The 20,736-nt window shown below is 51.9% G+C and carries 20 protein-coding genes; 8 read left to right on the top strand and 12 right to left on the bottom strand.

The window, feature by feature from the left end:
* Positions 1–168: 168 nt before the first annotated feature.
* Both OGV75_RS11175 and OGV75_RS11180 read right to left on the bottom strand, forming a co-directional pair.
* Complete coding sequence (locus OGV75_RS11175; protein ID WP_053389448.1) at positions 169–747, bottom strand: helix-turn-helix transcriptional regulator; 579 nt, start codon at positions 745–747, stop codon at positions 169–171.
* A gap of 618 nt (positions 748–1,365) precedes the next feature.
* Positions 1,366–2,541, bottom strand: a complete 1,176-nt coding sequence (locus OGV75_RS11180) for a coiled-coil domain-containing protein (protein ID WP_016152164.1) — start codon at positions 2,539–2,541, stop codon at positions 1,366–1,368.
* A gap of 246 nt (positions 2,542–2,787) precedes the next feature.
* Between OGV75_RS11180 and pheP the strand changes: the two genes are divergently transcribed.
* The 5 genes from pheP (at position 2,788) to OGV75_RS11205 (ending at position 8,839) form a co-directional block, all read left to right on the top strand.
* Positions 2,788–4,182: a phenylalanine transporter gene (gene pheP / locus OGV75_RS11185; protein WP_286480666.1), complete on the top strand. Its 1,395-nt coding sequence runs from the start codon at positions 2,788–2,790 to the stop codon at positions 4,180–4,182.
* A gap of 165 nt (positions 4,183–4,347) precedes the next feature.
* Positions 4,348–5,589 carry an MFS transporter gene (locus OGV75_RS11190; protein ID WP_016155933.1) on the top strand — a complete coding sequence of 414 codons (1,242 nt, stop codon included), beginning with the start codon at positions 4,348–4,350 and terminating at the stop codon, positions 5,587–5,589.
* Positions 5,590–5,604: 15 nt separating this feature from the next.
* Entirely contained in the window at positions 5,605–6,633 is a 1,029-nt protein-coding gene (locus OGV75_RS11195; protein WP_200010854.1) for a sugar phosphate isomerase/epimerase family protein, read from the top strand.
* Positions 6,630–7,781, top strand: a complete 1,152-nt coding sequence (locus OGV75_RS11200; protein ID WP_286480668.1) for a Gfo/Idh/MocA family protein — start codon at positions 6,630–6,632, stop codon at positions 7,779–7,781. The genes OGV75_RS11195 and OGV75_RS11200 overlap by 4 nt, the downstream gene beginning before the upstream one ends.
* A 77-nt stretch (positions 7,782–7,858) precedes the next feature.
* Positions 7,859–8,839, top strand: coding sequence for a LacI family DNA-binding transcriptional regulator (locus tag OGV75_RS11205; RefSeq protein WP_016152169.1), 981 nt, complete (start codon positions 7,859–7,861; stop codon positions 8,837–8,839).
* 3 nt (positions 8,840–8,842) lie between these two features.
* Here OGV75_RS11205 and OGV75_RS11210 read toward each other — a convergent pair whose 3' ends face one another.
* From OGV75_RS11210 to OGV75_RS11225, 4 genes are all read right to left on the bottom strand, one after another.
* Positions 8,843–10,087, bottom strand: a complete 1,245-nt coding sequence (locus OGV75_RS11210; RefSeq protein ID WP_016152170.1) for a mechanosensitive ion channel family protein — start codon at positions 10,085–10,087, stop codon at positions 8,843–8,845.
* Positions 10,088–10,151: 64 nt separating this feature from the next.
* A complete protein-coding gene (gene nfsB / locus OGV75_RS11215) occupies positions 10,152–10,805 on the bottom strand; it encodes an oxygen-insensitive NAD(P)H nitroreductase (RefSeq protein WP_016152171.1) in 654 nt (217 codons plus the stop codon).
* 119 nt (positions 10,806–10,924) lie between these two features.
* Complete coding sequence (locus OGV75_RS11220; protein ID WP_016152172.1) at positions 10,925–11,293, bottom strand: MmcQ/YjbR family DNA-binding protein; 369 nt, start codon at positions 11,291–11,293, stop codon at positions 10,925–10,927.
* Positions 11,293–11,874 (bottom strand): TetR/AcrR family transcriptional regulator, encoded by a 582-nt coding sequence (locus tag OGV75_RS11225; RefSeq protein WP_016152173.1) that lies wholly within the window; start codon positions 11,872–11,874, stop codon positions 11,293–11,295. Before OGV75_RS11225 ends, OGV75_RS11220 begins: the two co-directional genes overlap by 1 nt.
* A gap of 189 nt (positions 11,875–12,063) precedes the next feature.
* Here OGV75_RS11225 and OGV75_RS11230 point away from each other — a divergent pair, with 189 nt between their 5' ends.
* On the top strand, positions 12,064–13,176 hold the full coding sequence (locus tag OGV75_RS11230; RefSeq protein WP_286480669.1) for an MBL fold metallo-hydrolase: 1,113 nt from the start codon (positions 12,064–12,066) through the stop codon (positions 13,174–13,176).
* 17 nt (positions 13,177–13,193) lie between these two features.
* Complete coding sequence (locus OGV75_RS11235; protein WP_003021996.1) at positions 13,194–13,535, top strand: RamA family antibiotic efflux transcriptional regulator; 342 nt, start codon at positions 13,194–13,196, stop codon at positions 13,533–13,535.
* A 21-nt stretch (positions 13,536–13,556) separates the two neighbouring features.
* Here OGV75_RS11235 and OGV75_RS11240 read toward each other — a convergent pair whose 3' ends face one another.
* Together OGV75_RS11240 and OGV75_RS11245 are read right to left on the bottom strand one after the other, a co-directional pair.
* Positions 13,557–13,805, bottom strand: a complete 249-nt coding sequence (locus OGV75_RS11240) for a DUF1158 domain-containing protein (RefSeq protein WP_016152175.1) — start codon at positions 13,803–13,805, stop codon at positions 13,557–13,559.
* Positions 13,806–13,871: 66 nt separating this feature from the next.
* A complete protein-coding gene (locus OGV75_RS11245) occupies positions 13,872–14,990 on the bottom strand; it encodes a YbdK family carboxylate-amine ligase (RefSeq protein WP_286480670.1) in 1,119 nt (372 codons plus the stop codon).
* 169 nt (positions 14,991–15,159) lie between these two features.
* Between OGV75_RS11245 and OGV75_RS11250 the strand changes: the two genes are divergently transcribed.
* On the top strand, positions 15,160–15,864 hold the full coding sequence (locus OGV75_RS11250; RefSeq protein ID WP_286480671.1) for a GNAT family N-acetyltransferase: 705 nt from the start codon (positions 15,160–15,162) through the stop codon (positions 15,862–15,864).
* A 75-nt stretch (positions 15,865–15,939) separates the two neighbouring features.
* On the opposite strand, the gene OGV75_RS11255 is transcribed toward OGV75_RS11250, so the two are convergent.
* From OGV75_RS11255 to OGV75_RS11270, 4 genes are read right to left on the bottom strand one after another with little or no spacing between them, the layout of a single operon-like run.
* Entirely contained in the window at positions 15,940–17,448 is a 1,509-nt protein-coding gene (locus tag OGV75_RS11255) for an FGGY family carbohydrate kinase (RefSeq protein ID WP_095715173.1), read from the bottom strand.
* Between the two features lie 32 nt (positions 17,449–17,480).
* On the bottom strand, positions 17,481–18,899 hold the full coding sequence (locus OGV75_RS11260) for an L-fucose/L-arabinose isomerase family protein (RefSeq protein WP_115190846.1): 1,419 nt from the start codon (positions 18,897–18,899) through the stop codon (positions 17,481–17,483).
* A 37-nt stretch (positions 18,900–18,936) separates the two neighbouring features.
* Positions 18,937–19,884, bottom strand: a complete 948-nt coding sequence (locus OGV75_RS11265; RefSeq protein WP_286480672.1) for a transketolase family protein — start codon at positions 19,882–19,884, stop codon at positions 18,937–18,939.
* Positions 19,877–20,707, bottom strand: a complete 831-nt coding sequence (locus OGV75_RS11270) for a transketolase (protein WP_286480673.1) — start codon at positions 20,705–20,707, stop codon at positions 19,877–19,879. The genes OGV75_RS11265 and OGV75_RS11270 overlap by 8 nt, the downstream gene beginning before the upstream one ends.
* Between the last annotated feature and the right edge of the window lie 29 nt (positions 20,708–20,736).

A 20,736-nucleotide genomic window follows, 5' to 3' on the forward strand; every position in this document is an offset into this window, starting at 1 on the left:
GTGTATTGTTAATACATTGAGTTGTTGGCTATGGTTGGCACGCGGATGTGCTACCCGGTAATAGATTTTTGGAAATAGGATTCCCTTCCGTGCGATGCGGAATTAAAAAGTGAGCCGAAAGAAAATCTTTTAAATAATAACCGTGATAATTGTCCTTAAATAAGTCAGTTACGGCTGGCTATAGTGAGAAATGGTGTACTTGAGCCGGGTGTTATTTTTCCCGAGTTTTCTGGCAATGTTGCTTTTGTACGCCCCGATGGTTTTTTCACTTTTTTGTGATGCTCCAGCGATTTGAGTCAATGACCAACCCCGGGCAAGCATCATCATTACGTTAAATTCGTTTGCTGTGATTTTGTTATTTATTTCTTTGATACTACGTGGTTTTTTGTTTTGTGATATGCGCGTCACGGCAAGCAGTAACCGATCAAGGCTGGCGTCTTGATCGAGGAACAGCATGTTTTTCCCGCAAACGGTTTGAAAAATAGAAAAAGTAGCTTCATCTGCCAAAACAATAATTTTTGTGGCAGGGCGTAAAGCCATGTTGCGGATAATCCTGGCATATTTTAAAACATCTGAGTTGTCAGGATTAATAATGATGCAATCCGTTTCATAAGGGATTATGTTGACGGCAGAAAGCGTCTGAGAGGAGTAGTACGCGATATCAATATATAATGATGAACCACGTAGGATTTCACGCATGCCTAGCCAGGGATAAATTGATTCACCCAAAAAAATAGCCTTAGACATAACGATCTCCTTGAAATTTTGGTGCAGGCGGTCGCCTCTTTTTTTAGTCTAAAAAAAGAGTTTCTTGCGACGCATGAAATGTTAATTAAATCTCGTATGACGTTCTTTGGTGTGAACGCATCCTTATTTATTGCAGATTCAACAGATATTTTCTGTATTAATTTGAATCATTAACTATTCTTAAAGTAGATATTACACTTTGTTAAAATTTAAGATAAATCGTTTATTTCAGCTCTGAGTAAATGATTGATAGATTTCGCTTATGGATCACGCGAATAATGTTTCAGCCATTTCTATAAAGACAGGGTATTCCTATTTATACTGGAGGGGATTTATATGAAAAATCCTATATTTCAAACAGATAACCATTCTTCTTAATGGGACTATTGGCAGGTAGGAGAATTCTTAATCAAGGCCAGGATAAAGAGAGAGGGAGAGCGGTGGGAGAGAGAAATATTGTCTTATTTGCAGTTATCGACCTAAAATTCGAGCATTTAAGGTGATAACTCTGACCTATCTTAATAACTAAGCATTTTGTGCTATTTTTGTCATTTGGTGCTTAATCTTCAAATCTCGCTTGAAGATGTTATATTTTCTGCTTGCTATCGCTGATAGCGCTTAGCCCGCCAACAGCTCCTGCTCAACCTGTTGCACCTGTTGTTCCAGCGTATTGCGGATTTCCGTAAGCGCCCGTTGTTGATCGGAGAAGTAAGCCTCTTTATCCGTCACGGAGGTGGCAAGGCGCCAGGCGTTCTCAGCTTCCAGTTCGGTAATCTCTTTGAGCAGTGCGTTAATTTGTTCTCTGAGCTGCTGTATTTTGCTGCGTAAATGCTGCAGATCGTTCAATCGGTCACTCGCCATCATCGGTTCGAGGCCGCTTTGCAATTGAGTCAGTAGCGCCCGAACGGCAGCAAGGTCGGCATTCTGGCGCGCCTGGTTAAGCTGCACCATCATCTGATGCGCTTTCTCTTTCAGATCGTCCGCCACCACGTCCGGATGACAAAGACGGCTGGCCTGACGCCACAGGCGTTTTAACTCATTACGCTCTTCAGAAGAAAGTCGTTGGTCACGGCTAAAACGATGTTGCGCATCCTGCTGCTGCTCCTGATATTCATCATATTCATGGCTGGCTTCTTCCTGTGCCTGACGGGCTGCGCTGTCGTCCTGGCGAGAAAAGTCGTTTTCCAGCTCACGAATCTCCGCCAGCAGGGCGGTAATAAGCTCCGTTTGTTGCTGAATTCGTTGACGTGTTTCCACCGATTCGCGCGAATCTGAATTCTGGTTCATCCAGAGCTGCTTAAGCCTGGCCAGTTGATCAACGGCCTGGGAAATATAGTGCTGGCAGGATTGATAGTCTTGTTCCCGGCGTTTTCGCTCCGCTTCCTGTTTGCGCTGGGCGCTGGCGGCGAGCTGTTTACGCAACTCGAGGATCCGGCTCATCAGCGGCCCAAGGCGAAGATGATACAGATCGTTGAAATCATCGAGGATTTGAATGCGCGTGTTGCGCTTATCGATCAGGTCACGCAACTGTGTTTCGAGCGCCTTTAGTTCCAGTTTACTGGCGGCAATGGCAGGATCCTGCCACGTTGAGACTGCCCGTTGAGATTGCAGCCAGGCCGTGATTTCACGTAGGGCATCACTAAAGCGCCGTGCTTCGAGCGCCTGAACGATGGCGCCAGGCAAGACTGACATAGGCTCATTTTTCAGATGATCTACCTGCTGGAAAATAATCTCCTCATCTTCCAGTTCAATAGCGCTTTTGACGATTTCCAGTCGTTTGATGATCTTATTCATGACAGTCGTTGCCTGGCCTGGCTCAAAAACGAGTGGCTGAAACACAGCGGGTTCACCCGTTTGAAAATGTTAGAAAAACAGTAAAGCGCATTCTGTGGCCTGCGATGCCTTTTCGTCCAGAATAATTCACTGTAATTATGAACAAACGCAATGCCACGGGCACAGCGGGTCCTTATTGCGCCTTGCGACAACCAGGTTGAAATGTTAAAAGAAGCCCCTTCAATAAAAACGACACAGGGGAAGGGCGTGAAAAACGCGTCAACTGCATCTGACACCAGCGTGTCTGATGCCGCGTCAACGAATGAGCCGACGCTTCAGCGGGGGTTGCAAAACCGCCATATTCAATTAATTGCGCTGGGCGGCGCAATTGGTACCGGCCTGTTTTTGGGCATTGGCCCGGCTATTCAGATGGCGGGACCTGCGGTGTTACTGGGTTACGGCGTTGCCGGGATCATCGCTTTTTTGATTATGCGTCAACTGGGCGAAATGGTGGTGGAAGAACCCGTTTCCGGATCGTTTTCCCATTTTGCCTATAAATACTGGGGACCGTTCGCGGGTTTTCTGTCCGGCTGGAACTACTGGGTGATGTTTGTGCTGGTTGGCATGGCGGAACTGACCGCGGCTGGGATCTACATGCAGTACTGGCTGCCCGATGTCCCGACCTGGATTTGGGCCGCGGCATTCTTCGTGATCATCAACGCGGTTAACCTGGTCAACGTACGTCTGTATGGCGAAACGGAATTCTGGTTTGCGCTGATTAAAGTGCTGGCCATTATCGGCATGATTGGTTTTGGCGTGTGGATGCTGTTTTCCGGTCACGGCGGGGAACATGCAAGCATTGATAACCTGTGGCGTTACAACGGCTTTTTTGCCACCGGCTGGAACGGGTTGATCCTGTCGCTGGCGGTGATTATGTTCTCCTTTGGCGGACTTGAGCTTATCGGGATTACTGCCGCAGAAGCGCAGGATCCGCAGAAAAGCATTCCAAAGGCGGTAAACCAGGTGGTGTACCGTATTCTGCTGTTTTACATCGGTTCTCTGGTGGTGCTGCTGGCGCTGTACCCGTGGGTGGAAGTGAAATCCAACAGCAGCCCGTTTGTGATGATCTTCCATAATCTTGATAGCAACGTGGTGGCTTCAGCGCTGAACTTTGTCATTCTGGTGGCTTCGCTGTCGGTATATAACAGTGGCGTCTACTCTAACAGCCGTATGCTGTTTGGTCTCTCTGTCCAGGGGAACGCGCCGAAGTTCTTAACCCGCGTCAGCCGTCGCGGCGTACCGGTAAATTCACTGATCCTCTCCGGTGCTATTACGTCTCTGGTCGTACTGATCAACTATGTCCTGCCGCAAAAGGCCTTTAGTCTGCTGATGGCGCTGGTTGTGGCGACACTGCTGTTGAACTGGATTATGATCTGCCTGGCCCATCTGCGATTCCGGGCGGCGATGCGTCGTAAGGGACGTGACACGCAGTTCAAAGCGCTGCTGTACCCGGCAGGGAACTACCTGTGTATTGCTTTCCTTGGCATGATTCTGGTGCTGATGTGTACGATGGACGATATGCGCCTGTCAGCTATCCTCCTGCCGGTGTGGATCCTGTTCCTGTTCGTTGCCTTCAAACTGCTGTGTCGTAAGTCCCGCTAAGTTTCTACCGATCCCATCGTCAGGATGGGATCGGATCTTCTCTCAATGTTTATCGTGACCGCTCTCGCAATTTTGCCTTTGCTGGCAGGATCTTTGTTTTGTAATCGATTACTTTTCTATTGAATCTATTTTGTAATCGATTACTTTTTAAAGGTGAGGCAAAAAATGGTGTCAACAACCGAAAGTAGTGGAAAACAGAACGTACAGTACCGGCTGCTGGTACCCCGGCTGTCGCTAATGATGTTCTTACAGTTCTTTATCTGGGGAAGTTGGTCCGTCACGCTGGGGTTGGTGATGAGCCAGCACAACATGTCGCTGCTGATTGGCGATGCGTTTTCAGCCGGGCCCATTGCCTCTATTCTGTCGCCGTTCGTCTTAGGGATGCTGGTAGACCGCTTCTTTGCCTCGCAAAAGGTGATGGCGGTGATGCACCTTGCAGGCGCGGCGATCCTCTGGTTTGTTCCGCAGGCATTGGTGGCGCAAAACGGTGCGCTGTTGATTGGTCTGCTGTTTGGCTACACGTTGTGCTACATGCCAACGCTGGCGCTTACCAACAACATTGCTTTTCATAGCCTGTCGGATAAAGACAAAACTTTCCCGGTGGTGCGGGTGTTTGGCACCATTGGCTGGATTGTCGCGGGGATTTTTATCGGCGTAACCGGAATCTCGGATACTACCGGCATCTTTACGCTGGCGGCGGTTATTTCTGTGATTCTGGCGCTCTACAGCCTGACGTTGCCCAACACGCCCGCACCGGCGAAAGGACTGCCGGTAAAAGTGCGCGATCTGTTTTGTGCGGATGCTTTCGCCTTACTCAAGGTTCGTCACTTTTTTGTCTTCTCGCTCTGCGCGACCCTTATTTCTGTACCGTTGGGAACCTATTACGCATATACCGCGTCGTTTCTGGCTGATGCGGGCGTTGGCGATGTCAGTACGGCGATGTCGTTTGGTCAGATGTCTGAAATTTTCTTCATGCTGGTGATCCCGTTCCTGTTCAGGCGTCTGGGCGTGAAATACATGTTGTTAATCGGGATGTGCGCCTGGTTTGTGCGCTACGCATTCTTTGCCCTCGGCATCAGCGAAGAGGGCCGATTCCTGCTGTATCTCGGCATTCTGCTGCACGGCGTGTGCTACGACTTCTTCTTCGTGGTCGGCTTTATTTACACCGATCGTATCGCCGGGGAGAAAGTTAAAGGTCAGGCGCAAAGCATGATCGTTATGTTTACCTATGGGATCGGTATGCTGCTTGGTTCGCAAATTTCAGGCGCACTTTACAACCGTCTGGTGGCGGGGCAAACGGTGCCTCAGGCGTGGACCACATTCTGGTGGATCCCGGCAGTGGCTGCCGCAGTGATTGCCGTGATTTTCCTTTTCTCTTTCAAGTATGACGACAAAGAGCAGGCGTAATTTTCAGGAGGGGTTATGAAAACCATCAAGGGGCCTGGCATTTTTCTGGCGCAATTTATCGGGGATCGTCCCCCGTTTAACACCCTGGAAGGCGTGGCAAAGTGGGCGGCGGAGCTGGGCTATAAGGCATTACAAATCCCGTGTAATCACAAGTCTTTGTTTGATGTCGAACAAGCAGCCATAAGTCAAGCCTATTGTGATGATATTCGTGGGATGCTGGCCGGGCATGGGCTGGTGATTAGCGAACTATCTACCCATCTTGAAGGCCAACTGGTTGCCGTCCATCCGGCTTACGATGACGCTTTTGACGGATTTGCTCCGCCATCTGTACGCGCTAATCCGCAGGCCAGGCAGGCGTGGGCCGTCGAAACCCTCCACCAGGCTGCTGCGGCTTCGCAAAGACTGGGGCTGACGGCGCATGCTACGTTTTCAGGTTCGCTCGCCTGGCCCTTCTTTTATCCGTGGCCACCGCATAACCGTCAGCGCTTCGAAGAGGCTTTTCTGGAGCTGGCGCGCCGCTGGAGACCCATTCTCGATCGCTTTGATCATCATGGGGTGGATGTTTGCTTTGAAATCCATCCCGGTGAAGATCTGCACGATGGCGTAACGTTCGAGCGCTTTCTGGCACTGGTTAATCATCATCCTCGCTGCAACATTCTCTATGACCCGAGCCATCTGTTATTGCAGCAGATGGATTACCTTGGGTTTATCGATGTTTACCACTCGCGCATTAAAGCGTTTCACGTCAAGGACGCTGAGTACCACGCCAGTAGCCGCAGTGGTGTCTATGGCGGTTATCAGCCGTGGCTCGATCGCGCTGGGCGTTTCCGTTCCCTGGGGGACGGTCAGGTCGATTTCAAAACCATCTTCAGCAAGCTCACACAATATGATTTCTCTGGCTGGGCGGTACTGGAATGGGAGTGTTGCCTGAAAGACGCGCAAACCGGGGCGCGTGAGGGGAGTGATTTTATACGCCGCCACATTATTCCGGTTTCTTCACGCGCATTTGATGATTTCGCCGCTGGCGATGAGGTACGCAAATGATACAGGTTGGCATTATTGGCAGCGGTTTTATTGGGCCTGCACATATCGAGGCGTTGCGTCGACTCGGCGGTGTGAACGTGGTGGCGCTCTGTGATAGCTCGCTGGTGGTTGCCCAGGAACGTGCAGATGCTCTTCATATTCCTCAGGCGTACGGCAGCGTTGAGGCGCTGCTGGCGCATCCCGGACTGCAGGTGGTGCATAACTGTACGCCGAATCATCTGCATGCCGATATCAACCGGCAGATTTTACGCGCGGGTCTGCACGTGTTTTCAGAAAAGCCGCTGTGTATGACGCCTGATGAGGCTCGTGAACTGGAAACGCTAGCGGAGCAGGTAGGAGTGGTGCACGGCGTGAGCTTTGTCTATCGTCAGTTTGCGATGGTACAACAGGCTGCCAGCATGGTCAGGCGCGGTAGCGTGGGGCGTCTGTTTGCCGTCCAGGGGAGCTATTTGCAGGACTGGATGCTGCTGGAGACTGACTACAACTGGCGGGTCGATGCCAAACAGGGCGGCAACTCACGGGCGGTTGCGGATATCGGTTCCCACTGGTGTGACACGGTGCAATTCGTCACTGGAAAACGTATTGTCGAGGTGATGGCCGATCTGGCTATCGTCTGGCCGGTACGAAAAGCCAGCATCGCCAGTAACGCTACGTTTGGCCAGCAAACGGCTGACCTGCAATTTGAGGATAAAGCGGTGACGACGGAAGATTGTGGATCGGTGCTGGTACGTTTTGACGATGGTAGCAAAGGCTGCTTTAGCGTTTCACAGGTGAGTGCCGGGCGCAAGAATCACCTGAGCTTTGAAATTAACGGTAGCCAGAGTTCACTGCACTGGGATCAGGAAACGCCGCAACAGCTTTGGATCGGGCACCGTCAGCAGGCGAACCAGATCCTGACGGATGACCCAGGATTGATGAATGCGGATGTCGCTGCCAGCGCGCACTTTCCGGGTGGGCATATTGAGGGCTGGCCGGATGCGTTCAAGAATATGATGCAGCAGTTCTATCAGGCGGTGCAGGCAGGCAAAATGCCCGCGACGGCTGAGCGTCGATTTGCGTCATTTTCTGATGGTGCGGATGTGATGTATATCATTGATGCGATTATAAAAAGCCATCAGCAGCAGCGCTGGGTATCAGTGCAGCGCTAAACACGCACCCGGTTCGCCGGGCAGTGATTTTATGGTAGCCTCAACGTAAAGCCTAAACCGCAGGACTTGTCGTCGTTATGTCTATTCAAAAAATCGCCCAGCTTGCCGGTGTGTCGGTGGCGACGGTATCGCGTGTGCTGAATCACAGTGATACCGTCAAAGCCAAAAATCGCGAGCGCGTGCTACAGGCTATTAAAGAAAGCAATTATCAGCCCAACCTGCTGGCTCGTCAGCTGCGTACGGCACGCAGTTCGATGATTCTGGTGATGGTTTCCAACATTGCCAACCCTTTTTGTGCAGAGGTTGTTAAAGGCATTGAAGAAGAGGCGGAAAAGAATGGCTATCGCATTTTGCTGTGTAATTCCGGCTCGGATACCGCCCGCTCAAAATCGGCGTTAAAGCTGCTGTCGGGGAAAATCGTTGATGGCATTATCACCATGGATGCATTCTCAAAATTACCGGAACTGACCACGCTGATTGGCGACGCTCCCTGGGTTCAGTGCGCGGAATATGCTGATAAAGGCGCGGTTTCCTGCGTAGGGATTAACGATGTTGACGCTGCGCAGTCGGTAATATCTCACCTGGTGGAAAAGGGCTATCGACGCATTGCGCTAATCAATCATGATCTGAGTTATAAATACGCCCGGTTGCGCGAACGTGGCTATAAAGCGGCGCTGCATGCGCTGTCGCTTGAGTATCAGGCCGTAGAATACGCCAGCGAGTTAAGTTCCAGTGCAGGAATTGCGGCGATGAAAACATTGCTTGCCGCAGAGGTGAAACCCGACGCGGTGTTTGCCGTATCGGACACGCTGGCCGCTGGCGCGATGCGTGCTATTCTCAATGCCGGATTACAGATCCCGCAGGATATCGCCGTCGTGGGATTCGACGGTACGGAACTGGCAGAAATGGTTTCCCCACAGCTTTCGACCATTGAGCAGCCCTCGCGGGATATAGGCCGCAAAGCGGTAGGATTGCTGCTGAATAAAATAGAAAATCCTGACGCGCAGACGGAAAGGGTGATGATGGACTGGCGCTATATTTCACGCGCCAGTACCTGAGCGTTAGCGTTGAAACGCGCCTGACAGCGCGCGAATATCATTTCCGGTGGGTGACTGATGAATGCGCAAGCCAAATTCTTCGATTACGGCGAATATATGGTCGAAAATATCAGCCTGAATACTTTCATATTCCAGCCAGACCACCGTATTGGTAAAGGCATAAATTTCGATCGGTAAGCCGTGATCGTCTGGCGCAAGCTGGCGCACCATTAACGTCATATCTTTGCGAATCCGCGGATGATGACGCAAATATTCGTTCAGATAGGCGCGGAAGGTGCCAATATTCGTCATCCGACGGTGGTTTAATACCGATTCAGGCGCATCTAACTGCTGATTCCACTCGTCAATTTCCTGATGGCGCGTGGTCAAATACGGTTTCAGCAGGTGCGCTTTATGCAGCCGCTGACGCTCATCCTCATCAAGAAAATGAATGCTGGTAGCATCAATGCTGATGCTGCGTTTAATGCGTCGCCCACCGGAAGCCGACATCCCACTCCAGTTTTTAAAAGAGTCCGATACCAGTGACCAGGTTGGGATAGTGGTGATGGTGTTATCCCAGTTGCGCACTTTTACGGTGGTTAAGCCAATATCAATCACCGCGCCATCTGCGCCGTATTTAGGCATTTCCAGCCAGTCACCCAACTTCAACATATCGTTGGCTGAAAGCTGTATTCCGGCCACTAGCCCGAGGATCGGATCTTTAAACACCAGCATTAACACGGCGGCCATGGCACCCAGACCGCTTATCAATATTGCCGGTGACTGACCAATCAGCAGGGAAATCATCAATATTCCGACGACAATAGCGCTGATGAGCTTGATGCCCTGAAATATGCCTTTTAGCGGCAATTGCGATGCGGCAGGGAATTTTTGCGACAGATTGAGAATGACGTCCAGCAGGGAAAACAAGGACAACAGGGCGTACATCATGATCCACAGCTGTGCGCAGGTTACTAATATTTCTGCTGCTTCACTGCCTTTCTGTAACCAGAGTGCGGCCTGTATATTGACAATGATACCCTGCAGGGTGAATGCCAGCCGATGAAATAACTTGTTCTGCGTGATGATTTGTAGCCACAGGCGGGAGCTGGCGTTGGCGCGCTTTTCAAATGCGCGTAATACCACCCAATGCAAAATAACGTGAACAATAATGGCGGTGATAAAAATAATGCCAAAAATCATCACCAGTGAGGTGGTGTGATTTATTTCAATGCCGAGTTCTTCTACCTGAGATATCAATTCCTGCATAACGTCTCCTTAATAAACAGCGGTCTATGATGACCGCTGTGTAGAGCTTATGCAAATGCGGGGATTAAACTTCCGTCAGTGTTGTTTCCAGTGGCAGACGAGATTTTGGCAGCGCGGCGTTGAAATCTTCTACGCTGTGATGACCCACCGGGACCACAACTACGCTGGTGAAACCTTTTTCTTTCAGGCCAAATTCTGCATCCATCACCGCCGCATCGAAGCCTTCGATCGGCACCGCATCCAGACCCATCGCCGCCACGCCCAGCAGGAAGTTACCGACGTTCAGATACACCTGTTTTGCCATCCAGTGGTTGTCATCTTTCAGCTCTTTGCGATGCATGTCGGCAAAGAAGGTACGGCCTTTGTGGTTTGCGGCTTTGGCTTCAGGGGTGGCGAAACGGCCATCGCGCTCTTCTTGATCCACCACGCGCTCCAGCCAGGCATCGTCCATCGCCGTTTTGGCGCAGAACACCACGACGTGGGAAGCATCCAGCATTTTACGTTCGTTGAATACAAAGCCGCCGGCTGCGGATTTCGCTACGCGCGCTTTACCTTCGTCAGTGCTGGCAACGATAAAGTGCCACGGCTGAGAGTTGGTACTGGACGGACTAAACTGCAGCAGCGTTTTTAATTTTTCGGCCTGCTCAGCGGTCAGTTTTTTATTCGGATCGAATGCCTTAGTGGAGTAACGTTTTAAGGCGACAGAAACAATATCCATAACTACTCCTGGTGATTTTTCATACCCTGCGGGTGCGTTTTGTTTCAGCAGGGTACAGGGTTAGCAAGAAAAAGATAAGACAGGAAAATGCAAAAACACTTATCGGAGTTAACGATAAATCAACCTGGACGCAGGCGTTTTTGATCCCGCTTCGCCAGGCCGTCTACGACGCGATGCCATGAATCATTTACCAACTCCGTCAGTAATGACTCGGTAATGTCGTCGCCTGGGTAGACCGATATCCAGTGCTTTTTATTCATGTGATAGCCGGGTTCAATGCTGGGGTAGATCTGCTGATTTAACAGTGACTTTTGCGGATCGGCTTTCAGGTTAACCAGCGGGCGTCCGCGAAGCTCTGAGACCAGCATAAAAATTTTGCCGCCGACTTTGAAGACATCGTATTCCGGGCCGAATGGCCAGCAGTGCTCGGTAAAAGGCAGTTCGAGCGCAAGGCGCTTTGCACAGGCATGTAAAGTCTGGCCGTCCATTATTTTTCCTCACGGGTGAGTGCGCGCCACATCGCCTCAAATCCCATCGAAATATATTCTTTTGCGCGAGCCGCGTCGCGGGCGGCGAACTCCATGGTGGTCTCTGCCAGAGAAAGAAACAGCGCGTCGCCAAAGGCGCGATACTCGTCAGACATAAACTCAGGTCGTACGGAGCGATGACAAAGATCGCGCAGTTCCGGGAACATATCGTCAGCCTGCTGTTCCGTTTCTTTGCTGATTTTCTCGCTGACGGCCAACTGGCGAATCGTGCGATGCCCGCAGGTATGGTTCAGGCCCCAGCTAATGTAGCTGTTCCAGATGTAGTGAGTCATGGTTTTGGCATCGGTCACCGATCGATCCAAATTTGCCATCATCGACTGACAAAGGTCTTGCTTCAAAAAGAGGTAAAGCTCGTTGATCAAATCATCTTTGGTCGCGAAATAGCGAAACAACGTCCCCTCCGCAACCCCTGCATTGCGGGCTATCACGGCGGTAGATGCCGCAATGCCTGATTGTGCAAATGCTGTGGTTGCAGCTTCCAGTAATGCCAGTTTTTTGTCTTCACTCTTCGGACGAGCCACTACACTTTACCCTTAAGTCTGTAAAAAACATGATTGAATCACGGCCTTTGCAGCACCGCAACGGCGAATGTCAAAGATTGAAAATCATCTTGACGGCGAACTTTCGATTTCTATAATGAGTGCTTACTCACTCATAATCAAGAGTCAGTCGCGCAAACCAGCGGAAAGGGGCGCGTTTAAGGTCAGGATATGAAGCGTCTCACAGTTTGTGTGGTTGTTATTATGCTTATTGCCGCAGCTGCAAGTTTACCGTTTGTACTCAATGCCGGGTTTGGTCAGGCCCCACAAGGGGCACAACTGAGTTTGGTTGAACAGTCACCTCACTATCGTGATGGACAGTTTCATAACCAGGTGCCGACACCGGGCTATACCGGCAACAAAGGCATGCTGGCGGCCTGGTGGGAGTTTCTGGTCGCTAAGCGTGATAATGCGCGCCCGGCGCAGCCGTTACCGCTGGTGGCAACCGATCTCGCCGGACTTTCGCCACAGCAGGATACTCTGGTCTGGCTGGGCCACTCCTCATGGTATTTGCAGCTGGCGGGTCAACGTATCCTGATTGATCCGGTATTTAGCAATTATGCCGCACCGTTTTCATTCCTGAACAAAGCCTTTGCCGGGGATTATCCGTGGACTGCGCAGACGATGCCGGAGATCGATCTGCTCATTATCTCGCACGATCACTATGACCATCTGGATCTCGCCACTATCAAGGCGTTAATGCCGAAAATTAAGCGGGTGATTACGCCGCTCGGCGTAGGGTCGCATCTGCGTTACTGGGGGATGCGCAGCGAGATAATCGAAGAGCGGGACTGGAATCAGTCCGTCAGAGTGACGGATTCGCTGATCGTTCATGTGCTGCCTGCTCGTCATTTTTCGGGGCGCGGTATCAAGCGCAACCAGACGCTATGGGCGAGCTTCATGTTCGAAACGCCGGAGCAGAACGTTTATTACAGCGGGGATTCCGGCTATGGACCGCATTTTAAAGCCATCGGCGAGCAGTTTGGCTCGGTTGATTTGGCGATTATGGAGAACGGTCAATATGACCAGGACTGGAAGTTTATTCACATGATGCCAGAAGAGACGGCGCAGGCTGCGGCCGATCTGCATGCGAAAGCCGTGTTGCCAGGGCATGCCGGCCGTTTCGTTCTGGCGAAACATACCTGGGATGATCCCTACAAACGACTGGTGCTTGCCAGCCGTCGTCAGGATTACCGACTACTGACGCCAATGCTGGGTGAACCGGTAATACTGTCCGAACCGGACCAACCGTTTACGGCCTGGTGGCAACAGGCGACTCAATGAATACAGGGGAGAGCATGATGACGATTTCTGCTCAGGTCATTGATACGATTGTTGAATGGATTGATGATAATTTGAATCAGCCATTGCGCATTGATGATATTGCACGCCATGCGGGATATTCCAAATGGCACCTGCAGCGTCTTTTTATGCAGTACAAAGGCGAAAGCCTCGGGCGCTACATCCGCGAGCGTAAGCTGCTATTGGCGGCCCGCGATCTACGCGATACCGACCAGAAAGTGTATGACATCTGTTTGAAATACGGATTCGATTCGCAGCAGACCTTTACGCGAATTTTCACCCGTACCTTCAGCCAGCCGCCGGGCGCGTATCGCAAAGAAAATCATAGCCGAACGCATTAACGGCAAAGGGTTCTCGCGGGTCTAATCCGCCAGCGAGAACCAGCGCCGCCAGATAAAACGCAGTACAAAATATTCAATCACCCCCAGCAGTAAAAACCACAGACAAAACAGCAAAGTATAAAATTGGTTGAGATCCATTAGATGAAAGGTGGCGACGAGTTTTTGCGCCAGCACAATGCCCAGTGAGGGGGCGGGCAGCAGCAGGCAAGACAAAAAAGCCAGCAGCAGGATCCCTGCGGCGGTCATCAGTGATTCAAGCGGGTGTTTCATGGCATTGTTAAACTTGAGTTAAAAAGCCATTGTCCGGGATCTCTGTGGGCAACGCAAACGCCACGCTTACAGCCCGGCCCAAATCTCACAATGTTTTTTCACCAGACCACTCAGTGATCCGCCGTCGGCGACGAAATCACGCATGCTCTGCGCTTCATCATGACCATTTTTAACCTGCAGGCGTAAGGATTCAATCGCGCTGGTCGCGCCCACTTTGTCCGCAGAAGCGGCGACATTCTCCAGTAGCCGTAGCGTGTCATCTGACAGGCGGTGCCCATCGCCAGTATTGACGTCGGTGATGATTCCCGCCATGCCAAAGCGGCAGGCCTGAAAACGGTTAAATTTATACAGCAGGTAATCACGCTCCTGGTGCTTGAATGGCCGTTTAGTGAGCAACCAGTGGGCGGTAGCCTGAATAAGTCCCGCCATATTGACTGCGTGTTCAAGGGTTAGCGGAGTGTCCATGACGCGAACCTCTACCGTATCAAAGTGCGGGCTGGGACGGATATCCCAGTGTAAATCTTTAATGCTATCAATCATGCTGGTGTAAGCCAGTCGACGAAATAACCCCTCGAATTCCTGCCAGTTATTCACCCACGGCATCGGGCCATTATCGGGAAATCCGGAGAAAATATTCAGCCGCGCGCAGGCAAACCGCGTGTCGGACGTTTGCATATAAGGTGAGGCGGCAGAGAGCGCAATAAAATGGGGAACAAATCGCGACAGGCCGTGCAGGAGGTAAATAGCATCATCGCCGTTTGCGCAGCCGATATGCACATGTTGGCCGAATACCGTCGCCTGCTGAATAAGATAGCCAAAATTTTCCAGGTTGCGCCGATAGCGTTCGTCATCGCAGACTTCCTGACGTTGCCATTTTTGAAACGGATGCGTACCGCCGCCACAGATGGCGAGGTGATGCTCGGCAGCAACCCGCGAGATTATCTGCTGCATGGCGGATAATTCAGCACTCGCCTGGTCGATATTGCGGCAAACCCCGGTCGCCATCTCCAGCATACTTTCAGTGATATCGTGCTTTACTTCTCCGGCGGTGAGCAGCGGCTTTACGGCGTCAATCAGTCGGGAAGAGTCCTGGCTCAGGTCGTAGCCCGGAGGATTGACCACCTGCATTTCCAGTTCAATGCCTAACGTAAAAGGGTCAGAAACATGAAAATCGGGTAGGGACATAGTGTTCTCTTCAGCGTTGATTTTTAATCAGTATAGACGCGTCATCTTGCAAGCTGCATATAGAAGGGCCGCTGATTTTCTGTTCGATGTCAGAAATCCCCCCGCGATGCTTTGAAGGCGAAATGGCCGGTGTTATAACTATTTTTTACTTCGCAACAGGGGTTGAATCGTGCCGGAAATTAATCTTTATGGACAGACCGTCGGCGATATTGTGCCTGACTGGAATGGTGCCGCCGTACTGCCGCGGGAAGAACTTGCAGGGCAATATTGTCGACTGGTTCCCCTGGATGCCGACAGCCATGCCGCCGATCTGTTTGATGCTTACGCGCAGGCGCCAGACGATCGCGACTGGACCTGGCTTGCAAGTTCTCGCCCCACGAGCGTTGAGGCCACAGCTTGCTGGGTAGAGGGCAAATCCACGGATGCATCTCTGGTTCCCTATGCTGTCATTGAACAGCGTTCCGGTCGTGCGGTGGGGCTGGTGTGCTTTATGGCGATCGAACAGGAGCATGGTTCGGTTGAAATTGGTCATGTGACCTGGTCACCGCGCATGAAAAATACGGTACTCGGCACCGAAAGCATCTGGCTGTTGCTGCGCCAGGCGTTTGCGTTGGGCTATCGTCGCGTGGAGTGGAAATGTGACTCTCTGAACACGGCTTCCCGTCGGGCGGCGGAGCGCCTTGGGTTTATCTTCGAAGGACGTTTTCGCCAGAAGATTGTGCGCAAGGGGCGTAATCGCGACAGCGACTGGTTATCGATGATTGATAGCGAATGGCCCCAGTGCGACGCTGTTTTGCAGCGCTGGCTGGCTGCCGACAACTTCGACGAAAAAGGGCAGCAACGCCGATCTCTGGCGGCGTGTCAGCCGCAGTAGCTCGCTTTTGAAGAATTAACAGTGCGCCCACAGTCAGTTATGGCTGCGGGCGCATTTATCATTAGCATTGATTTATTAACGGGTTTGCCAACGGGTGCGTTCGACGGCTCCTTGCCATTCATGCCAGCGTTTTTGCAATCTCCCATGGCGCGCCATGTTTGGCTGGAACGCTACGTGTTCGGGCAGGTAATCTCGCAACTGGCTGGTAGATGCACCTTGCAGCTTCTTGCGTGCCAGCAATCCGGCACCGATAGCGGAAAGTTCAGGGATATCGCTGCGCATCACCGGACAGCCCAATAAATCGGCTTGATACTGCATTAGCCAGTCATTTTTTGTTGGCCCGCCATCAACCATTAACGCGCTGAGTCGAAAACCGTTGTGCTGGCGCATCGCTAAAACAACATCGGCAATCTGATAGGTAATCGACTCCAGTGCCGCACGTACCAGATGTGCGCGTTTCACTCCGCGGCTGAGACCGTGAATCAACCCCCGGGCATCTTCATCCCACCATGGCGCGCCCAGCCCGGTAAGTGCCGGAACAAAATAGACGCCCAGCGTGGAGTCAACCGTGGCGGGCAGCGTATTGAGCTCATGAAGCAGTTGCTCTTCCGGTAATTCGCTAAGACCTGTGCTATCGGCCATCCATGCGACGGCATCTCCCGTATGCGGAATATTACCTTCCAGTCCGTAGACCAGGGTGTCACCGTCATGCCAGGCTATGGTCGTTGCCAGCGCGCTCACCTCGGACTGCGCCGAGAATACGGGTGCCATAACGGAAGATCCGGTGCCATAGGTCGCTTTGACGCAGCCTTCCATACCCAGCCCATGGGCAAAAAGCGCAGCATGTGAGTCGCCAATCATCGCCAGAATAGGGATTCCATCAGGTATCCTCTCCAGACCTTTTGTTACGCCAAAATGGTGGCTGGAAGGGCAAACTTCGGGCAACGCCTGCTGCGGGATACCGAATAGAGCCAACATCTCGTTATCCCATTGTCCGCTGTTGAGATTGAGCAACTGCGTGCGTGAAGCGTTGGAGATATCGCAACGAAATTCCTCGCCGTGCGTTAAGTTCCACAGTAACCAGCTATCGATGGTCCCGAGACATATTTCCCCTTGCTGTGCGAGCGTCATACCGTTGGGAACTGACTCCAGCAGCCAGCGCATTTTAGAGGCGGAAAAGAGTGGGGCAACGGGTAATCCGGTGATGGATTTTATGTACGCCTCGTGCCCCTGTTCACGTAATGCACGGCAAAAATCGGCCGTGCGCGAACATTGCCAGGTGATAGCAGGGCCGAGAGGGCGACCGCTGGCACGATACCAGCCTATCGCCGTTTCACGTTGATTGCTGATCGCCAGCGCTGCGACGCGTTGTGCGCCGACGCAGGTAATGGCTTGTGCCACAACATCCAGCGATGCGTCCAGAAGTGCATCACCTGACTGTTCAACCCAGCCTTCACGGGGCGTGTGGATCGCCAGCGCGCGGGAGAACTTCGCGACCACGTTTCCCTGACCATCCAGCGCTACGGCTTTGGCATTGGTGGTGCCTTCATCAAGCGCAATAATAATGTCTTTTTGTGCTGACATTGTTTTCTCCAGCCCTTCGGTTTCCCTGAGTATTAGCGATGGAAAAAGGTATCCACCCCGAGATAGCGGGTGAAAGCTTCATGCAGTACCTCTGCGCTGGCGGAATGGTTCATTGCCACGTGATGCTCAAAGCCATTACGACAAATCCAGGCCAGTAGGTTCTCCAGATGAGGCACCTGGATTACCGCTCGGCAGCCGACAGTGTCCAGCGGATCGTCAACCGATAGCCCTTCACCAACGTAGGCTTTGATTTCGCCGGTTAAATCGTCGGTACTCAGGCGGAAGTAGGTCAAGGCACCGCTTTTCATACGACCATGAACTGCACCGCAGGTGTTCTCTTTACCGACGGTGGTACCGATGATATCCGCCGTCCCCATCTTCGGGCTGTCCAGACTGGCTGATGCGAAATTACCGCAGTGAAAAAGAACGCATTTATCACGATCGTCGCCGAAATTATTGTTCCAGTCGGCAATGGATGCTGGACTTAAGTTACTGCTGGCGAGGGCGTACATTGACAACGCGCCCATCACATCCACTTCGCAGGCACTGGGCATTAACTGCCCGGACATCACGCTCATGATTGAGCACACGTTGATGCCTAAATTTTCCTGCAGCGAGGTCCAGCACTGGATGGCAGTCGTATCAATATCATTAGCGATGACCCATTCGCTGATAACGACAAACAGTTTTGCCATGGTGACCAGTTTGTCGGCTGGAATGGTGCTGGCGTCGGCGTTATCCATCAACAGGCGGCGTTTTTCATCCACCCGGATATCGTCGTCGCGCAGTCGTTTGATGCGGGTAAAGACTTCAGACAGATCCAGTGTTTCGACGGCAATACCCAGTCTTTCGAGCAATTTTTCGCTGTAACGGACGGTATTAAACCCGGCTGGACGTGCGCCGATAGCGCCGACGCGAACTCCGCGCATGCTGGCGACCACGCGACAGATTTGTTCGAAACGTTTCAGGTCTTGTGCAAACACCTCGCCTGACAGGTCGCAGACATGCTGGGTGGTTAGCGTAAACGGAATACCGTACTGGCGCATGTTATTGCACAGGGAGATCTTGCCGCAGAAGCTGTCACGGCGAGTGGCAAGCCCCATTTTATCCAGGTTGTCTTCCTGCGCCTGGATCAGAACCGGGACATCTAAACCGGAAAGTCTCAGCGTTTCCGCTATCGCTTTTTCATCGCCAAAGTTCGGCAGTAGTACCACCACACCGTGAATCTTGTCGCGGTGAGCGCGGAAAAGTTCAGCACAAACTTTCGCATCCTGACGGGTTTCAACACCGCCGAGTTCTGTCTGCGTTTCGTTGAGCATTATGGTGTTAATGCCCAGCCGCTCAAAGAGCACGCTGGCTTGTTCGCGGGCTTCAGCAACCAGATAGCTCGGGAAAAATCCCCGATTGCCAATAATCACCGCCATGGTCAACTGATGAGGAATTCGTGACATCGCTTTCTCCAGTAAGTGTTCTGTTGTTGTTATTGTTTTATCGTGTTGCCAGCAACAGTGCGGTGGCGTTTTTCACGACACCCGCCGCGTCAATTTCATGGTGCGCGCGCGTTGCTGCACGATCGGCTGCGATTGCATATTGGCCATCGGCAATCCCCAATCTACGCAGTGGAATGGCACAGCCAGCTTCTGCCAGCACTTCAGCCACCAGACTTCCCACGCCGCCATTAATGTTATGTTCTTCCACGCTAACCACTGCCTTGCAGTGGGTTAAAGCTGCCAGTAACTGTTGGGTATTGCAGGGACGAATTGACGGTACACTGATTACGCTGGCGTCAATACCCGCCTGTTCCAGCACTGTGGCAGCCTCGACAATTTCATGCACAGTTGAGCCCATTGCCACCAGTGCGACATCTTTTCCTTTGCGCAAAATATCGATATTACCCGGCGCGAACTGGTAGTTTCCGTCGTGTAATTCGGGTAAGGCTTTGCCATCCAGGCGAATATAAACCGGACCTATGTGGCTTAAGGCGTAATCGAGAATCTGTCGGCATTCCACCGGACAGGACGGGGCGTAAATCTCAATATTGCCAAAACCGCGTAGCACGGAAATATCATCAATGCTGTGGTGCGTACTGGCGAGCGGTCCGTAGCTGGCCCCTGCGTTCAGGCCAATCAACTTCACGTTGGTATTGTTGTAGCAAATGTCGACTTTAATTTGCTCATTGGCCCGTGAAATCAAGAAGGGCGCAGCGTTACAGGTGACGGCGATTTTACCGCCCAGCGCCAGTCCGGCAGCAGCACCGACCAACGTCTGTTCGGCAATACCCACGTTGACCAGACGACCGGGAAATTCCTTCATAAATGGGGCGATTTTGGCTGTTGATGTTGAGTCAGCCACCACCGGCACAACATCCATTCCACGTTTGACCGCGGCAATTAACGTGTTCACCATGACGGTGGCGAGGTGTTCGCTATTACGCATCTTTCAGTTCCTCCAGCGCCAGTTCAACTTCTTCTCCTTTTGGCACGCGGTGGTGCCATTCCGGGCGGCCCTGGATAAAAGAGATCCCGGCTCCTTTGGTGGTGTGTGCAATGACGACATATGGCTTGCCTTCAGGGGTTAATCCTTCCAGCGTGCGCACCACATCGCTCATATCGTTCCCGCGACACTCTGTGACTTGCATACCGAAGGCTCGCCATTTTTCATCCAGCGGATCGGTGTTCATGATCTCTTTGGTTGATCCGGCAAGCTGGAGGTTATTTTTGTCGTTGATGATAATCAGGTTATCCAGTTTATAGTGGGCAGCGACCAGTGCTGCTTCCCAGTTGCTGCCTTCGGCCAGTTCACCATCACCGGTGACGACAAACACCCGGCGTTTGCTGTTGCTGCGTTTAGCCGCCAGCGCAATCCCTACTGCAACCGGCAGACCGTGACCAAGAGCTCCGGTATTCAATTCAATTCCTGGCGTTTTATGTTTTACCGGATGCCCCGGCAGATGCGAATCAGCGTGTTGATAGGTCGCCAGCCAGTCCACAGGAATAAAACCGGCTTCTGCCAAGACACAGTAGTAACCGCCCACAGCGTGACCTTTTGACTGGATGTAAATATCGCGCTCGTCGCTCTCTTTAATCTCCGGGGAGCAATTCAGGATGCGAAAATAGAGTGCTGTCAGCAGTTCAACCTGCGACAGGTCTGCGCCAGTGTGCCCGCCAGCCGGGCTTTCAGCATTCAACACGATAATGCGGCGACGCACGGCACGTGCTTTCTTTTCTAGCTCAAGTATTGAGAGCGAAAACGGATTCATAAGACACCTCTTGAATGTTTAATCTTGAA

It is taken from the genome of Citrobacter sp. Cb028, assembly GCF_030336705.1.
Classification (GTDB): Bacteria; Pseudomonadota; Gammaproteobacteria; order Enterobacterales; family Enterobacteriaceae; genus Citrobacter; species Citrobacter braakii.

Excerpts from the sequence above, each read along its gene's own strand:
- OGV75_RS11220 (WP_016152172.1), bottom strand. The coding sequence starts at position 11,293 with ATGGACGGCCAGACTTTACATGCCTGTGCAAAGCGCCTTGCGCTCGAA.
- OGV75_RS11210 (WP_016152170.1), bottom strand. The coding sequence starts at position 10,087 with ATGCAGGAATTGATATCTCAGGTAGAAGAACTCGGCATTGAAATAAAT.
- OGV75_RS11190 (WP_016155933.1), top strand. The coding sequence starts at position 4,348 with ATGGTGTCAACAACCGAAAGTAGTGGAAAACAGAACGTACAGTACCGG.
- OGV75_RS11240 (WP_016152175.1), bottom strand. The coding sequence starts at position 13,805 with ATGAAACACCCGCTTGAATCACTGATGACCGCCGCAGGGATCCTGCTG.
- nfsB (WP_016152171.1), bottom strand. The coding sequence starts at position 10,805 with ATGGATATTGTTTCTGTCGCCTTAAAACGTTACTCCACTAAGGCATTC.
- OGV75_RS11230 (WP_286480669.1), top strand. The coding sequence starts at position 12,064 with ATGAAGCGTCTCACAGTTTGTGTGGTTGTTATTATGCTTATTGCCGCA.
- OGV75_RS11235 (WP_003021996.1), top strand. The coding sequence starts at position 13,194 with ATGACGATTTCTGCTCAGGTCATTGATACGATTGTTGAATGGATTGAT.
- OGV75_RS11270 (WP_286480673.1), bottom strand. The coding sequence starts at position 20,707 with ATGAATCCGTTTTCGCTCTCAATACTTGAGCTAGAAAAGAAAGCACGT.
- OGV75_RS11200 (WP_286480668.1), top strand. The coding sequence starts at position 6,630 with ATGATACAGGTTGGCATTATTGGCAGCGGTTTTATTGGGCCTGCACAT.
- OGV75_RS11260 (WP_115190846.1), bottom strand. The coding sequence starts at position 18,899 with ATGTCACGAATTCCTCATCAGTTGACCATGGCGGTGATTATTGGCAAT.
- OGV75_RS11265 (WP_286480672.1), bottom strand. The coding sequence starts at position 19,884 with ATGCGTAATAGCGAACACCTCGCCACCGTCATGGTGAACACGTTAATT.
- OGV75_RS11180 (WP_016152164.1), bottom strand. The coding sequence starts at position 2,541 with ATGAATAAGATCATCAAACGACTGGAAATCGTCAAAAGCGCTATTGAA.
- OGV75_RS11255 (WP_095715173.1), bottom strand. The coding sequence starts at position 17,448 with ATGTCAGCACAAAAAGACATTATTATTGCGCTTGATGAAGGCACCACC.
- OGV75_RS11245 (WP_286480670.1), bottom strand. The coding sequence starts at position 14,990 with ATGTCCCTACCCGATTTTCATGTTTCTGACCCTTTTACGTTAGGCATT.
- OGV75_RS11205 (WP_016152169.1), top strand. The coding sequence starts at position 7,859 with ATGTCTATTCAAAAAATCGCCCAGCTTGCCGGTGTGTCGGTGGCGACG.
- OGV75_RS11195 (WP_200010854.1), top strand. The coding sequence starts at position 5,605 with ATGAAAACCATCAAGGGGCCTGGCATTTTTCTGGCGCAATTTATCGGG.
- OGV75_RS11175 (WP_053389448.1), bottom strand. The coding sequence starts at position 747 with ATGTCTAAGGCTATTTTTTTGGGTGAATCAATTTATCCCTGGCTAGGC.